The sequence below is a fragment of the Marinomonas sp. SBI8L genome, from assembly GCF_001624705.1.
Lineage (GTDB): Bacteria > Pseudomonadota > Gammaproteobacteria > Pseudomonadales > Marinomonadaceae > Marinomonas.
This window is the reverse complement of the sequence record NZ_JSEO01000002.1, coordinates 84,615-101,273: the sequence shown is the minus strand read 5'-3', so window position 1 is coordinate 101,273 and position 16,659 is coordinate 84,615. Positions and strand designations below refer to the sequence as shown.

Annotated in this window: 13 protein-coding genes; 1 reads left to right on the top strand and 12 read right to left on the bottom strand. The window is 38.4% G+C overall.

Features of this window, described 5'->3' with window-relative positions; genetic code table 11:
- Positions 1-21: 21 nt before the first annotated feature.
- From OA91_RS02545 to OA91_RS02505, 9 genes are all read right to left on the bottom strand, one after another.
- Positions 22-798 carry a formylglycine-generating enzyme family protein gene (locus OA91_RS02545; protein ID WP_063337025.1) on the bottom strand — a complete coding sequence of 259 codons (777 nt, stop codon included), beginning with the start codon at positions 796-798 and terminating at the stop codon, positions 22-24.
- Positions 782-2,215, bottom strand: coding sequence for a hypothetical protein (locus OA91_RS02540; protein ID WP_063337024.1), 1,434 nt, complete (start codon positions 2,213-2,215; stop codon positions 782-784). Before OA91_RS02540 ends, OA91_RS02545 begins: the two co-directional genes overlap by 17 nt.
- Positions 2,205-5,240 (bottom strand): hypothetical protein, encoded by a 3,036-nt coding sequence (locus tag OA91_RS02535; RefSeq protein ID WP_063337023.1) that lies wholly within the window; start codon positions 5,238-5,240, stop codon positions 2,205-2,207. Before OA91_RS02535 ends, OA91_RS02540 begins: the two co-directional genes overlap by 11 nt.
- Positions 5,240-6,448 (bottom strand): hypothetical protein, encoded by a 1,209-nt coding sequence (locus tag OA91_RS02530; RefSeq protein WP_063337022.1) that lies wholly within the window; start codon positions 6,446-6,448, stop codon positions 5,240-5,242. Before OA91_RS02530 ends, OA91_RS02535 begins: the two co-directional genes overlap by 1 nt.
- The gene (locus tag OA91_RS02525) at positions 6,449-7,165 is read right to left on the bottom strand and encodes an ABC transporter ATP-binding protein (protein ID WP_063337021.1); all 717 of its coding nucleotides are present in this window, start codon (positions 7,163-7,165) and stop codon (positions 6,449-6,451) included.
- Positions 7,166-7,172: 7 nt separating this feature from the next.
- Entirely contained in the window at positions 7,173-8,744 is a 1,572-nt protein-coding gene (locus tag OA91_RS02520; protein ID WP_063337020.1) for a hypothetical protein, read from the bottom strand.
- 15 nt (positions 8,745-8,759) lie between these two features.
- Positions 8,760-10,721, bottom strand: a complete 1,962-nt coding sequence (locus OA91_RS02515; protein ID WP_063337019.1) for a hypothetical protein — start codon at positions 10,719-10,721, stop codon at positions 8,760-8,762.
- Positions 10,722-11,244: 523 nt separating this feature from the next.
- The gene (locus OA91_RS02510) at positions 11,245-11,835 is read right to left on the bottom strand and encodes a uracil-DNA glycosylase family protein (protein WP_063337018.1); all 591 of its coding nucleotides are present in this window, start codon (positions 11,833-11,835) and stop codon (positions 11,245-11,247) included.
- Between the two features lie 43 nt (positions 11,836-11,878).
- Positions 11,879-12,778 carry a LysR family transcriptional regulator gene (locus tag OA91_RS02505; RefSeq protein WP_063337017.1) on the bottom strand — a complete coding sequence of 300 codons (900 nt, stop codon included), beginning with the start codon at positions 12,776-12,778 and terminating at the stop codon, positions 11,879-11,881.
- Positions 12,779-12,945: 167 nt separating this feature from the next.
- On the opposite strand from OA91_RS02505, the gene OA91_RS02500 reads away from it, so the two are divergent.
- Entirely contained in the window at positions 12,946-13,695 is a 750-nt protein-coding gene (locus tag OA91_RS02500; RefSeq protein ID WP_063337016.1) for an NAD(P)-dependent oxidoreductase, read from the top strand.
- Positions 13,696-13,773: 78 nt separating this feature from the next.
- Here OA91_RS02500 and OA91_RS02495 read toward each other — a convergent pair whose 3' ends face one another.
- The 3 genes from OA91_RS02495 to OA91_RS02485 all read right to left on the bottom strand — a co-directional run bounded on the left by OA91_RS02495 (position 13,774) and on the right by OA91_RS02485 (position 16,617).
- Positions 13,774-14,205, bottom strand: coding sequence for a hypothetical protein (locus OA91_RS02495; protein WP_046017189.1), 432 nt, complete (start codon positions 14,203-14,205; stop codon positions 13,774-13,776).
- 243 nt (positions 14,206-14,448) lie between these two features.
- Positions 14,449-15,435 (bottom strand): DUF3179 domain-containing protein, encoded by a 987-nt coding sequence (locus tag OA91_RS02490; RefSeq protein WP_157203775.1) that lies wholly within the window; start codon positions 15,433-15,435, stop codon positions 14,449-14,451.
- Positions 15,436-15,570: 135 nt separating this feature from the next.
- Positions 15,571-16,617, bottom strand: a complete 1,047-nt coding sequence (locus OA91_RS02485; protein WP_063337015.1) for an NAD(P)H-dependent flavin oxidoreductase — start codon at positions 16,615-16,617, stop codon at positions 15,571-15,573.
- Between the last annotated feature and the right edge of the window lie 42 nt (positions 16,618-16,659).

Genomic DNA, 16,659 nt, shown 5'->3' with positions numbered 1-16,659 from the left:
TCTATATAGATAAAATCTACGTCAGGGTTTAACACATCTAAAACCAACATTTTGATTGACCACATCATTTTCGTTATAAGCCGCTTTTAAGTATGGGTGCATCAACCAAGGTTTATTAACCAGATCAAAAGCACCGCCCTTTATTACATAGGCACGATTGTTCTTGCCCCAAATACTTTGCGTTATTTCCCAAACACTTGCATATAACCCAAGTAGGCCCAGTGGGCCTTCACTTGTCTCATAGGCATCCTCTTTATAAGCCGCAAAATAACTCAGTAATTCGTTTTGCGGCTCTTCAGAATGTAAATAATTAATCACGCCATATCGCGTTAACCAGTCATTTGTTACCTGACTTGCTGCATAAACCCATTGGCTCTCAGTCGGTAAACTAGCATCTAAAGCGTTACAGAAATCATTTGCTTCATGAAATGCGACACCAGTAACAGGTTCATCCATACCATATTCACACAAATTAGCTATTTCTATTTTTCTAAATGAAGATAAGCCTTCACCCGCTAACATTTGAGTGCAAGTCACCTCTGTTTTCATCATAGAAAAGTCACTTGGCAAAGAATGCAACGCGGAAATAAAGCTAAAGTCATCACCAAGATTTAAAGTTGGCCCTATAATTTCAGGCCAAGTATTACCCTTAATAGTAATACTTACCCATTCAATTGTATTTATAGGGAGCTCTTCACTTAATAAGCTTTCAACCGCCTCATTATCTGCATTTGCCAAGTTAATATTGAAGCAACTTAGTACCAAACCTATTAATACTAAATTAATAAGATACTTCACCTGCTTCCACCTTACTCATCAGTTTTTTTGTGGCCTTTTTAAGCATGCTCTCAATATAAAAGTCAGTACGACTCTCATCATATAGACTATTAAAGCGCATTTTTAACAATGTCTTATTTTGTGAATTTACATCTGAAACCAGGCGTAATTCAGCCACAAACATATCCGCTTCCAATTTATTTGAAAAAACCTTTTTATGATTAATAAAGAACTTTAAATTAAGCCCTTTATCATCAAATTTAAAACCTTGCTCGATAAGGGTAGCTTTAACATTTTGGCCAAGATCATCATAAGGCTGGCGATTTACAAAGAGTGCATAGGACTGAATACTAAAATCAGATGTCGTTTGATCCAACATCAAAGGGTATTGATTCACTATACAATCTTGAATTAGCCTACAACTGGCCAAAAAGTCACTAAACTTGGATGTATCATTCACTAAAAAGCGATTAAAAGCAGGTTTAGCAAAACCTGTTTGCAGCCTTTGCTTTGAAGCGACTAAATAAACCTTCGGCTCTTTTTTACCCTGATGAGATTTAGCCAGTTTATAAATGTTTCCTTTTTTCTTTTGCTCCAATGTTGGTACTGTCAAAGCCACATCTTGCTTAATCAGATTAAAGCCATAAGCAGGGCTTGGCAAAATCATATTTGCATATTGCCCATCATCAACAAACAAATAAACAAAGACATTTTGATTAGACCTAAGCTGCACAGAGAGAATATCGTTAGCGCTAAAAGCGTGTTGACCAAACACTAAATCTATCGCGATATTGTTCTTTATAAACTCAACTAGCAAAACATCCAACTCCTGTATAAGTACAGGAGATACATTTTTTTTCCCTTTTAATAGAGCCAATTGTATTTTGGCTTGGGCTATATTGCCTGAGTTTAACTCTGCACCAAATTGGCTAATAAGTGTCTGAATTTCAGCGGCCTCTTTCGCTAAATCTCTTTTAATTTCATTAACCTGAGCACGAGTTAAACGATAAAGACAGTATGATTGTATATAATCGCCCTTTTCTACCCGCTCTGAATAAGAAGCCGTAACACTAATACCTGTGAGATTAATTCGACTTAACTTATCAGTCTTAACACTAAACTGTCCTTGAAACTCATCATCCACCACCACTTGAGATGATGAGCTTTTTGATGCGATTTCAACACTAAAAAATTCGGAGACTTTACCTAGCCCATTAGTACAGGCTTCGGTAATAGATTTTGCTTCAGCTTGAGCAAGGCCAGATACCCATAACTGTGATAAACCAATAAAATCCAAACCCGAGTCAGCTCTATAATTACTTTTAGCCCAATCAGGTTTTTCATCTTGAATCTCGACGGCATGCAAAGTTAATGCTGGACTTAGGTAGCAAGATACAGCAGCTAAACATGCAAGCACAGATTTCTTATTAATTAGCATCTTCAATTCCATATAAAGCATATCGGCCCATATTCAGCATGTAAGCCTCTTGGTCTGTCACTATATATAAATCATGATCATTAAAGCTGGTAAAAACTTGTTTAATATTCTTTACGTTGGCCAGCTGAATATCATTGATCAGCTCACCTGTTGCCACCTTGTGAACAGCCACTTTGTCTTGGTAAATAAGATAGCTAACAAGGCCATTTACCCCAAGAGCTAACCCTATTGGCATTTGTTCAATTGCAATACGGCCTAAGGTATCGCCACTGACAATATTTTTAACTATGATTTGCTCTCCCTTTGCATAAGCCAGTCGGTTAGAACCAAGATGATAACTAACAACCCCGCCTTTACTCCCTTTAAAAGATTTAACCTGTTCAGCCTTATCTATATCCCATACTCTGACACTGGCATCATCACTAGCAGAAACCACTTTATGAATCGAAGCGTCATACTTAGCAAATTTGACACTATCTGTATGACCTAACATTTCATTTTTCACAGTACCTTCAAAACTTAATTCCCAAAGTTTTATCGTCTGATCTGTCCCCGTTGATAACAAAGTCTCATCATCAACAAACTCAAGGTCTAGCACATGGCCCGCATAACCTTTTAGCTCTTTTTCTAAGTTGATCCATGACTCATCTTCTTTAGCCGGTATATTTATCTGCCAAATTTTAATCAAACCATCTCGGCCTGCGGTGGCGAGCTTCTTTCTATCTTGTGTCATCGCTGTAGCAGTCACAGCACCTTTGTGAGCATCAAAAGTTTCATTAAATTCAAACTCTGATGACAAAGACTCGAACGATATTTCACCATTAGTAAGACTAGTCAGTAACCAATCGTCATTTCCTAAATCCATATTCACGATATCTGCCGTCAATTGCGCATTATCTAGCTGACGATAGATTTTAGACTCAAAGCCTTGTGTCCCAAGAAAAAGGGTATCCACCTGAAAGCCTAAATGCTCCCAGTTAGGCTGAGACGTCGTAAAAAAGCGAGATGAATCAACTTCGTTTTGTTTTACAAGCATAATATTGCCGTCTTGCGTCACCTCTATACCACCACTCAAAGCATTAAATAAACTGGGTTTATTGGCGACAAGTAAAGGATCTGCCTGCTCTTCATTAATAAAGTTAAGATAAGCACTTTTTTGTGACTGTGTGACAACTTGCTCATTAAATAGACTTTGGTATAGGTCTAAGTCACTTGTAGAGATAGACTCAGCAAAAACCAACTGTTTAATCGATGATTTATCTAACCATGAACGTGCACTTTCAATACGCTCTAAACGTTTTTGATAAACACGTCTAATTTCAGCTTCTGTGGTAGTGGGCCTAATTCTAAGATCATTTTTACCGCCATAAACAAACTCACTTTCAGCCAAATAATGAAGAACATAGCCAGAATTTAGCTTGTCATAAGCATCATAGCTTCCAGCAAATTGGGTAATTTCTTGATAGGTCTCTGTGTCGATTTGCCTTATTCCTCCAGACTCTGTCATGAATAAGAGCTTATTTTCAGACACAGCGCAGGTTGCTGCAATTAAGTCTTCATCAAGGTCTGAGGCAAACTGGATAAGGTGGTGTGTTTGAGTTTGGTTTTCGTACAGATACGCTTTATTTTTATGCCAATATAAGAGTTTTTTACCCGCTGAACAGACCTGCATACCAGTTAACTCAATTGAATCTTTAAGTTTAATTAAGCGCTGATTCTTAGCGTCGAAATAAGAGAGTTTTGTCTCTTCTGACAAACTATAAAGGCTTTTACCGTCTTGGCTTGCAGCCAATAAAGACAGTTTACCCAATGTGTTTAGTACTTTTTCTTGATAACTTTTAAGATCAAGGGAGTAGGCAACACCGCTATTAACATAAAAGGCTTTTTCTCTCGCTTCTAACACATTCAAAGAGCTTATTCTTGTAGCGTCTTTTTTAAACTTAACAAGATTACCTTGTTTTAGAACTAAGTTTTTATCAGTCAGAATAAGAGTAAGGTCTAGTTTAGGTAAAAAATATGCCGCTTTTGCAAACTCATCCCATTGCTTACTTTCCCATAGGGGCCTAACTTGGTTTGAGTTTTTAAGGGATATAAGAGAAACCTGACTTACATAATCTGTTAGCGTGTTTACTGTGGCATAACTCTCATTAGCATCAATAAAAAGGCTTCGCGCATTGGCAGTATTGTTAAGAATTCTTTCTTTATCTAACCCATCTATTTTTCGTTGTATATCCTTCTCAATAAGCTTAACTCTATCTTGGTAGATAAAAGCGAAAGTATCGCCATTCGCTCGCTCTACAACATAATCTTTATCGTTAAATTTCATAACCGCATCGCGATCAATACTCGCAAACTCACGAATATCTGAACCAATTGCATAAAGAGCCATACGCAAAAGTGCATCGACTTTAGCCTTACTGTCTTGCCCTTCAAGATTTAACTTATAATGATACCAAGTAGAATTACGATCTTTACCTTCTGACTTGATCGTTTTATAGCCTTGTAAACTGATAATGTCTTTTTGCCAAGCTTGAGCATCAATATAAAACCCAATTTCAGCAGGGCCATTTGGCTCTAAAACGATATTAAGCACGGCATTTAAGTCAGCTTCATCACCATAACCTACATTAAAAACAGCGGGTATATAACTAAATTCATTATCTCCTAGTACAAAATCACTCACCTGATAATCAGAGAACTGGTCATTTAAAGAGCGTTTTGTTAATTGAGGCAATTTAGAGGGGTTATTTTCTATGTATTGCAGTACTTTTGTCAGCGCTTTGGTAGCAGGTGACCTTTTTTCAAAACCCGTCTGGTAAATAGGGCCAACCAATCTAATATCTTTAACACTAGGGTCAGACCAACTAGAACTATTAGGTTTAGCTGCCTTAGCTTCCGATACTTTTAATTCAAGCTCATCAAAAATATTGGTCGGGCCTGATGGCTTTTCTTCAACTGTATTGCAGCCCACAAGGCCTATTGCCAAGATAATACTGCTAATAAGTCTAAAATTTCGATTAAACATTAATACCCTAACCTATTCTTCATACCGATCAAATTAAGTAAGTTAATCAACAAAAGTACCGTAATACACACTCCCCAAGACATACCTTGGTGTAAAGTTGTTGAGACAGAAAACACCTGTAGAATCATGGGTTTTAGCCAAATAAAAGTCACCAAATAAGCCAATAAAAGTCCTAATAGACCAACAAAAAAGCTAGTTACAACCAGAGGTAGTGTCAGTAAATAGCCTGTCATATAAAGTATATTCAATGACTTAGCTTTTTTAATGAAGACATTCGCCTGATTAAGTCCCAATATAAGAATCAAGGCAAATACCAATACACTGATCAAGCTATAACCTAGAAGCTTCGTCATCAACAAAATACTTTTTTGCTTACTTTTCTCATCTAACCAAGTTGTTACAGTCCAGTTTTCACCTGTCTTGGCCAATAAAGCTGTAATCACATTTTTACCCTGCTCAATATCGCGACTATCTAAGATACGAAGGTAAAGACCCTCTTCTTTTAAATCATCGTCATCAAGCCATGCCGCTATCTGTTCAATCCCCATATATAAGATGGATTCGTCGTTATAATCATTAATAAAAGCTTTAATTTTTCCTTGGTAGCCATGCCCTACTGATTTAATACTGACTTCTTGACTTATGGGAGCAAAAAAGCTCGCATCTAACACGGCATTGGGTAACACCAAACTCGGATTCATTAACCAATCAGCAGCAAACTCAAGATTAGTAATTTTAAATTTATAGGCCCCAGCATCGTAATAATTAAGCTCAGTTAATGGGATCACACTTGGAAAATGCCTTTCTAAACCAATTAGGGTTACATTACCTGAGCTAAATTTATCGTACTCTTGAGCCGACTCAAAACCACTTTGCTGCGCAGTAGCTGCTTTTAACCTTAGCCATTTAGTGACCTTAGTAAATTCACTTACACTTAAAATACTGCCTTCATCTTGCAAGCTCCGCTTTAAATTTTCTAGTTCACCTGATGCTTTATAATCAGACCAACTAGAAACACCCCCCCCCAAACTCAAGGTGAAATGTGGCTGTTTACTAGCAAAACGTTCTTCAACCTGTTTCTCATAACTATCAGTAATTAAAAAAAAGCTAAAAATACAGCAGGAAACAAAGGCAAAGAGTATAAAAAAGCTAAATAATGGCCCTTTAAAAAATCGCCAAGCAAGCAGCAACTTGATATCTAACCGCACTCATTTATACCTTGTTAATAAAGACTTACTTAATCCATTAGGACAAGCATCTAACTGATAATAAGCGTCAGCACTTTCAATAAAACTTTTATCATGACTAACAATAATGACGGCACTGCCTAAACTTTTGGCAATTCGCTTTAACTCTGACTTAATAAACTCAGCATTAATCTCGTCTAAATTTCCTGTTGGCTCATCTGCAATCACGACACTAGGCTCATGGATCAAAGCTCTAATGATGGCAACTCTTTGTTGCTCTCCTCCTGATAACTCATTTGGCTTTTTATCCGGATCAATATCATTCATAAAACGTTTTATATAATCCTTCGCCTTATGATTCGCTTCTGTACGCTTACTACCATTCATTAAAAGCGGCAAAGCACAATTTTCTAGCACACTAAATTCTGGAATAAGCGCAAAAGACTGAAAAATAAAACCCAAGTTTTTCGCTCTAATCTTAGCCTTTTTAGCCTTGCCTAAAGAGGCGACAGATTGATGACCATAAAAAATGTCACCTTTAGGTATGTTATCCAATAAAGCTATCTGTCTTAAAAGCGAGGACTTCCCACTACCTGAGGCTCCCATAATTAAAGTAACCTCACCTGCCTTTGCCTCCAAAGTGAGGTTTTTATAAATCGGCGACTGTTTTCCATCGATAAGATAATATCTGTCTAAATCTGTAACTTTTATTGCAACATCATTTGCTTCTTTATGCATGATTCAATCAATTTCCAGACGCATAAAAGCTAATATTACCGCTAGATCCATAAGAGCCTGATGAGCCTGAAGAACCAGACGAACCTGATGAACCAGAGCGACCATAAGAGCCTGAGCTACCTTGGTAACCTGCTGATCGACTAATTGGGTTACAGCTTGAATAACCTGTTGAATAATCTATCGTACAATTTGGGTTGTAATATGAACTACCGCCAGGACCACCAGGCCCCGCGCCACCTCGGCTACCACCAGACCCACCAGAGCCCGGCTGGCCAGAACTACCACCAGAACCACCGCCTACCTTAGCGCTAAAGTAGCTACGGGCATTAGCTTGAAAACTGGTTGGACCAAATAATGTGACTTGAATTCGACCGCCATCACCACCGTTACCGCCGTCACCTGCATTACCCCCACGAGCTCCGTCACCACCGTCACCGCCGTCACCACCAGTACCTCCACTTCCTGCACTGCTGTATTCACTTGCATTATTACCTTTGGTGCCCGCGGATCCCGACTCACCATTACCGCCATTACCACCGTCACCACCATTCCCCCCTTTACCACCTCTGCCACCTACAGCTGCGATGTAAAGTTTTTGGGTTTGTTCAAATAATAAGTGGTCAGAACCTTGTCTAGATTTATAGGTATAATCCTTTAACGGCTGTTGGTAGAAGGGAGAGTTAAAGGGTTTAATTGTCACATTAATGCTGCCAACATCTTTCGCATCATATCCATCACCACCATCGCCACCTCGACGACCATCACCACCATTGTTACCGTCTCGCCCGCTACCACCAGCAAACGCACCAGCCACACTTGATAACGCACTACTGGAATAACTTGTTCCGCCACGGCCATCACTACCATGGTTGCCATTTTTAGCATTTGGTGTAGATAAGTTGGCCGAATGAGAGCCATTTAGCCTTAAGGATGGAGCAATAACAAAACTTTCATTCACCTTGTTATTAAGAGAAACCCTGACCTTGTAACCAGTTTTAGCAGCGGTAAATGGATTACTCTTTTTATAGCTCAATTTGCCATCTGATTGCATACTGCCATTTAAGCTAGTCAGTTTGTATTGCAACTTACTTGCGGGGAAATGCAGCTTAGCATTTTCTGTCGTACCATATTTCGCGGTGAAATAAACTTGGCCATTTTCATCTTGGAGCACAACGCGATTTAACACATGTTTTTGTCCATCATAATAAACAGGGATACGTTCATTTTTAACGGAAAATGTATAAAGTTTATTGAGTTTGTTAGTGTTTGGCTGTGGCAAGTAATTAGCTTGCCATGTCATTGTTTTGCTTGCCGAGTAAGCCACAACGGTTTGTTTAACTGACTCGATACTCTGATTAACACTTACTTTAGCAGCTAACCCATCACGACGATCAAACAAAACTTCACCGGTATCCGCCGTCACATCAAACTGCGGCAGTAAAGCAAGATCAGTTTCATAATTTGTAACCGAGTAGTCTGATTTATACGAAAAATCATACTCTTCTACTTCATCAGCTACTACGGTTTGTCCATAAGCTAAAAGCAAGGTTAAACTGACATAAAACGTATTCATCTTCATAGCAATTCTCCCTGCTTAAAAACTGATTTTCTTAAAACGACCCGATAACGCCGCTTTAATTTGTTGTAGATCTGCATCCGAACTTAGATTCGCAATCCCTTGTTGCCCAGCATGCAAAGAGGCATCTTCACTTTTAGCTTGCCTAACGCCTGAGCTAAATAACTTGGCATATCGGCTCGCATAATTTGGCGTTAAGCCCGTTTTATGTTTAGTAAGATAATTACCTAAGAATAAATAATCACTTGCTAAGCTGGTACGAGAATCAGAAAACGCATATTGCTCGAACATACTACTGGTTTCGGATAAAGGTAATGCCATTAAGCTGCCAAATATTTTTTTAGTATCCGACTCTTTTCTTAGCGCGATGATTCGTCCTGCTGGCGCTAAATATGTTTTTCGATTAACTATCGCTTGCTTCTCAAGTGCCGAAATATAGTAATTAACAAGATGTGAAATACCTGCTTGTTTTTTCACATTCTGATTACGAGAAGTCAGACCTTTTAATAAGGCTAAAGGCTGGTTTGCCACAAAAACAGGCATAACTTTATCTGTATAACGCTTAAACTCACTATCATTGTAAGCCAAGCTTCTTGATAACTGTTTAGCGGAAATTTTGTCTACTATTTGCGCTTTGTGCTTGGCCGTTACTGCTGAATCTTTTGATAAACGTAATCCATAGTAATGCTGGAGCTGATCAAGGTTCGCATTCCTATATTTGACATCAACGGCTTTGATTAAATAGGCGGCAAACTCATCAGGGTAATTTAGATATAAAAATGAATAGATAAAATCTATGTATGCATAAGGACGTGTTTCTACCCTTTTTTGCAAACTAGTAAAAACTAATTCTTTCGCTCGTAGCTTAGTTGTTGCATAGATTTCTGCGTTCATAACCTGATGATGATTAAAGAATAAATGTTCATCATCCCCTTTTGCGACCAATTTTCCTTTTGCCTTTGTCGCATAGTCATCATGTCTATCTAAAAACGCCAGACTCGCCATCAATTGGCCCAAACTATAATCACTAATAGGCGCATTTTCATACATGCTGTAGTAATAAAGCCCTGGAACATATTGCAAAAGTAATCTTTGAGCTCTTAATTGAATACTAGTGAACTTAGGTAAAACACCATCATATTGGGCTTGCCTTGGTAACACTAAAGAACTGAGTAAACGAGAGTTTTTAATCAATTCAGATTTATTAATACTACCAGGGTTGTCTAAGTGATGAATAAACAAACCTTCATTCACATCTAAGATGTAATTTAAATTACGCACCGATAATTGATAGATATCTTTTTTTGCTAAAACTCGGTTGATTATAGCAAGCGTAACAAGCTCATTTTCTAGTGCGTAAACAAGCTGACTCAATGGTGTATCTTCTGCTAAATTTGCCACATCAACACTGGATAAGGCCGTCACAGCTTGTGCTTGTATTTCGGGGCTAACACGATAGCTGTTTACTCTATCCAACATAGATTTAATGACGACAGTTTGCACCCCTGGTGAATCTACTTTGCGTAATATCACTAGAAGTTGAGATGCTATCGTATCGCCATCAAGTTTTCCCAAATTGTAAGCAGCAGAAGCCCTTAAATAATCTATCGTGACATCATAAGGAAACCCGTCTTCTTCCCACTCTTCTTGATCAGTCGTCTGCACACCATCTTTGGCGATATTTACAAGACTGTCTGTTAGTGCACTATACAAACTAGGCTTAACGTCAAAAAGATCAATATTATTAGCTTGCGTAACAGCAATAGGCATCAACCTAGCCAATAGATCGGGACTATCTTCATCTTCTTCATTGAGCCGATTAACTGACCACTCAAGATATTCTTGAATTTTTATTGGATCTGTTTCAGCAGCAAACATTTCTACTTTTTTATCTTCGAAAATAAAGCCCATAATGGTTGCACAACCACTCAGAGCTAAAGCGAGCATTATGGTAAAGGTAATTTGATAAGGCTTTTGCATAATTACTTCCCGATATTATTGCACTAGGATTTCATCCAGACCTATTTAAAAGTAGTGCTGCATACTCACTTAAACAAACATAATGATAAATAAAGTTTACTTAAGGCTAAACATTGAAATGTTCAAAAAAGATGCAAGCAACCAGAGCAAGCTTAGCAAAAAACACAAAAAACTTACAAACAACTTATTAATCTGACACTGTTTTTAGCGTTTTTAGAAAAACTGAATCCAGCTTACCCTATGCTTAACTAGGGCAAATCAAGCGTAAAAAACTAAAACCGTTGGATGAAAATAGTTTACAAAAACCGTCAGGAGAAAGTTTTTATAGACATGCTCAGAATTCACAACAAATACATTCAGACAAAAAAAGCCTAGATAATTGCCTTGAGAGCCAAAGATCAATTCACCTCTAATTAGCCTACTCTGCTAAGGTAATTGGTAAAGTATCAAGCAAGGCATCACTTTGAAGCATGTAGTAAAAAACTAAATACGAATAATTTTTTATTCACAAGAGACTCACGTTTCAAGAGGGTAGAATACGAGCCACTTCCAATTTTAATTTAGGCAATAGGTTTTCTGAGAACCAAGGATTTTTTGCCATCCAGATATTATTTCTCGGACTAGGATGTGGCAGAGGCACGCAATCAGGCCAATAGTCTTGCCACGCTTTCACTGTCTCAGTCACATTTAATCGTTTTCCAAGATGATAAGCTTGAGCATACTGCCCTATTACCAAGGTGAGCTCAATACGCTCAAGTTTAGACAATAACGCTTTACGCCAAGCTTTCGCGCATTCAGGCCTTGGAGCAAGATCTCCCGATTTACCTTTTCCTTTATGGGACCCTGGATAGCAAAACCCCATTGGAAGAATAGCAATTTGAGCTTCATCATAGAAAGTCGCTTTATCTATCCCTAACCAATCTCTTAATCTATCACCACTTGCATCATCAAATGGCACGCCAGATTCATGTACTTTACGACCCGGGGCTTGTCCTACAATAAGAATTCTAGCCTTTTCATGAAGCTGTACAACAGGCCTTACACCATGCTCTAAATGTTCAGAACATAAGGTGCAGGCTCGCACTTCTTCTATCAAAGAAATTAATTCAGGCATGAGCTTCTCCCTAGTTACTTTTCTTATGGCCAAGTTAGTTTATTCAAGTAGCACTGGATTTCATAAAGTGATCAACGAGAAAATCAAAAACTAACCTTACTCTTGGGTTAGTATGCAATTCACCATGACAAACTAGCCATATATCAAAACTCATAGGTTTACAAAGAGACGAAAAAGCAGGTACTAGATTAGGGTCTCTTGCTGCAATATGGTCCGGTAAAAGAGCCAATGCATTGCCTTGCTTAAGCAACTGCCATTGCACTAGCTGATTATGAGTCAAAAAAACAATTTGCTCTTCCTTGATTGTCATACCACAACTAGCAAAATAATCTTTTAATTGCTCAGTCTGGTCAAAACCTAATATACGCAAATTGTTAATTTCATGTGGCTGCTTGTCTTCAAAGCTTGCTACGTAATCCTTATGCCCATAAAGAAACACCCTTTCTTCACCCAGTTTTTTGATAATCAAATCCGCTTCTTCTGGCCTTTTATAACGGATAGCAATATCTGATTGTCGGCGTTTAAGGTCACTAATTTGATTATTCACATCAAGATCAATTCGTACTTTAGGGGCTATTTCTTGGAATTTAGGCCAAAGTTCGGGAAACTTAAAAAATGCATCAAGTTGTGACAAAGACAAACCAACCGTACCTTGAAGGTCGTTACTCTGTCCCAAAGCCACTAGGGAAAACTGATCTGCCGCATGAGACATTTGCTTTACGTGTTCATATAACCTTAAGCCTGCCTGCGTTAACTCCAACCCTCTGCCAACTCGCTCAAATAGCACTAGGTTTAACTTTGCTTCAAACAAAGAGATTTGCCGACCCAATGTTGGCTGGCTTACTCCCATCACTCTTCCAGCAGCTGACAAAGAACCCTCATCAGCGACTATCATGAATGCTCGAGCATGATTCCAATCAAACTGATTTTGTTGCCATTCCATACTGAAACACCTTAACGACTTTATCTATACATTGTTAAATAGAATTTTAGCAGTATATCGGCTTTTGGTATTCATTTATGAATAGATACTATGAAATTAAGCGTATTTTCTGCCTTATATTGAATACTTATAATGTTTTTTTAGTTTTCAAACGGGAGAAAAATAATATGGCGGTTCTTGTATTAGGAGCGACAGGGGCAACCGGCCAACTAATTGTTAAGGATTTATTATCCAGTAACCAAAGTGTCATCGCTTTAGTTAGAAGCCCAAATTTACCACCCCATCCTAACCTTGAGCAAATTCAAGGGACAGTATTAACACTTAGTGAAGCTAAGCTGATTAAGATCTTAGCGAGAGTTGAGTGTATCGCCTCTTGTTTAGGCCATAACTTAACCTTTAAAGGAATCTATGGGCAGCCAAGAATGCTAGTTCGAGACAGCATAATGCAAATTTGCCAGCTAGAACGCCTTATAAGGAAAACCCTAACAAGAAGAAAACCCCTTAGAATTATTTTAATGAGCAGCTCTGGTAGCCAAAACTTAGATTTAGCAGAGCCCATTTCAAAATCTCAGAAGATGGCTTTAGCGATAATTCGATGCCTTGTTCCACCCCACCTAGATAATGAAAGAGCGGCAAACTATCTAAGGTGCGAAATTAAAAACGACTATCAATTAAAATGGGTCATCGTAAGGCCAGATACACTAATAAATGAAAAGGACATTTCGAACTACACTTTGCATGCCTCTCCAGAACGAAGTGCAATCTTTGATCCGGGCACAACAAGCCGAATTAATGTTGCTAACTTTATGGCACGTTTAACTAGAGAAGATTACCTTTTTGACTATTGGGAAGGCAAGATGCCCGTCATTTATAACTGCCAAACACAAGAATCACTGGATTTAGAAGAAAGGTTTTAAGCCACGCTTTAATGTTTTTTGGTTAAAGGGGAGTAAATATAAAGGGTACAAGAAATATACTTGTACCCTTTTCACTAATTAAAAAGTTAAAACAGATTCAATGACTGTCTCATCTGTTTTACCGTCACTTTCCCCAACAGAGCGAAACTCAATATTACCTTTCACTGTTTTGTTGATGTAAAAACGAAGTGTAGAGCCTGCTTTTTTCACATCCATATCTTCTTGAAATACGCCATCAACCCATAACTGAAGGCGGGCCTTTGTTTTACTGCCAACATCATCATGAGCCGTCACCTCAGCAACTGACAAGTAAGTATTTTGAGGGTAAACAATAAATAAGGTATTTTCTAATCCACATATATCGCCACCAATACAAATACCGCCGTAGGTTGGGTCCATATTCTGGTAATTACCTTGATAATAATTGCTAGTGGCAAAAAAGTTGATAGCACTCGCAATGCCAGAAAGGGTAAGAATAATTGCTGCAAAAATAATTTTATAAGACTTCATTAGGTGTGTTCCTTAATCACTAGGGTTCTTAAGCTGTATTTCAGCTCAAGATTGAAGTCTGTAATTTTGCCTTGCTTAAGACGCTGTAAAAATAACATCCCATTACATAAAAAGAAATTTAATTCATATAAATCAATAGCTTATATAAAACCCTTAGTTTCTTGATAAGGTGATTTTTTAAGGTGCCAGATACTCACCAACAAACAAGTTTAACTGAGTCCAGAAGAAAAACAGCGATTAAAATTAATAAACAGCCATTTCACCTTGCTTTGTAAAAAGCTTTCCATCTGGGTTAAAAGCAAAGTAGGCAAACGCAAATGTCACTATATAAGGGACATCTTCTCCATTACGCGTGACTAACACATTGCCAACATCTCGCCCCTGGCCAATATCAGAAGTATCAAGAACTGAACTTTGCCCCTTATGCCAACTAAACAGTAAGTCGCCCTGCTTAACATTCTGCTGTTGAGATAGTAATGGTAGACTGACAGCTAAACCATCTACCGCAATCACCCTCATCATTGGCGTTAAGTTTTTGGGCAATTTTCCTTTAAATAAAAAAGGGAGTGCAGAGCTGTCATAGCCAACATAAGGGTTTCGATTATAATCTCTAAACGCTGGATTATTTGGCACTAACACCACACCATTTGGTGCTCTTTTTTTAAAATCAGCAAAAGATTCAAGCCTTGAAGCCAACACTCTAAGGTTTGTACCAACTAAGTCGCCCACTATGGCACTACCTTCATATTGCTGCCACCAACTCTGTGTTTGCCTATCGTACATAATTAAATCGGAATGCCTTAAGTTTCCTGTTGTTCCAAAATCTAAGACCTTCTGCCCAATCCTGCGATCAAACACAATTGAAGTATTACAAAGAGGACAATAAGTAACAGCAACAGGTACATCGGCAATAACATCGTTAACGATTTCATGCCAAATTAACACCCTCAAAGGATAGGCTTTCGCTTCTCCTTTTATTACCACACCAATAATGGGATCAGTGTCATTTAATTTTGTTGCTGCCTCATCGAGAGAAACAAATTTAGGTGAATCAATTGCAGGAATACCGTCTTTACCCGGTCCACCAAACATCACCTCTTCTAAATTTACACTACTCTTGGTGAAGTCGGTTTTGGGCCATTGCTCAAAGAAGCTGGCTTGAGCCATAGGAAAAGTGAGTAATAAAGTGATGAAGATAAAAAGCAGCCATTTTTTGTTCAGAGTCGCCATAAAAACCTACCTATATCTAATACCTATTCTTAATGACATTAAGGAATTTAAATTATTTGATATAAGTATAGACGCCTTAAAAGCTGGTTAGTTTCATTGCCCTTTCTGGTGAAAGAAAAGGCAATGTCACTATTTTTAAACCTTGCCAGCCAATTCTTGAGTAATACTTTTTGCTGAAGCGGATAAACAACCTGAGACATTTTGACCACACCATAAGGGAGAAAATCCGGCATCACCAAGGCTTTCAGCTTTATTACGTAACTGGGTGATTTCAATAGCAGCATGAGGAAAGTCTGGCGCTTGGTCACACATATTTTCAAGATCGGCCATTACTCTATTTACAATACCTCGCGCTGGCCTCCCTGAAAAAATATTAGTTAATGCGGTATGTTCAGCTGCATTACTTTTAAGTGCATTACGGTGAAGCTCGGATATTTTGGTTTCATCCGCTAATAAATAGGCGGTTCCGATTTGGGCGGCATCAGCACCTAGCAACAAAGACGCCTTAACGCCTTCTGCATCTGTAATCCCCCCTGTGGCAATGACAGGAAGGTCTACTTTCTTAACAATTTGAGGAAGCAAAGCAAAGGTGCCAATTTGAGTACTTATGTCCTTGGTTAAAAACATTCCCCTATGACCACCAGCCTCAACCCCTTGAGCAATAATGCCATCAACGCCTTTTGCCTCCAACCACAAAGCTTCTTTTACTGTTGTTGCCGTAGAGACTATGCGTGTCCCCCAGCCTTTAATTCGAGCGAGCAGGTCATCATCAGGTAAACCAAAATGAAAACTAATAAATTCCGGATTAAAAGCTTCTATGGCATCAGCAACATCGTGATTAAAAGGCATTCTGGTGGCACTGTTTGGGCTGTTTTTACACTCGATACCGAGTTCACTAAAATACTTAGCTAAGGTTTTTTGCCAAACATCATGCTTTTCTTGTTCATAATCAGGCATCTGATGACAAAAGAAATTTAAGTTATAAGGTTTACTTGTCGCCGCTTTTATTAGCTGAATTTCTGACACCATCTTATCGATACTTAACATGCCACAAGGCAAAGACCCTAAACCTCCAGCCTCAGAGACTGCAATAGTCAAAGCACTGTCTTGTGCTCCGGCCATTGGTGCTTGAATAATTGGAAGCTCGGTGCCTAATAGGTCTTTGATTTTTCCTTTTAACATGAATAATTCCCTACGGTGTCATTTAGATACGTTGGATCATTT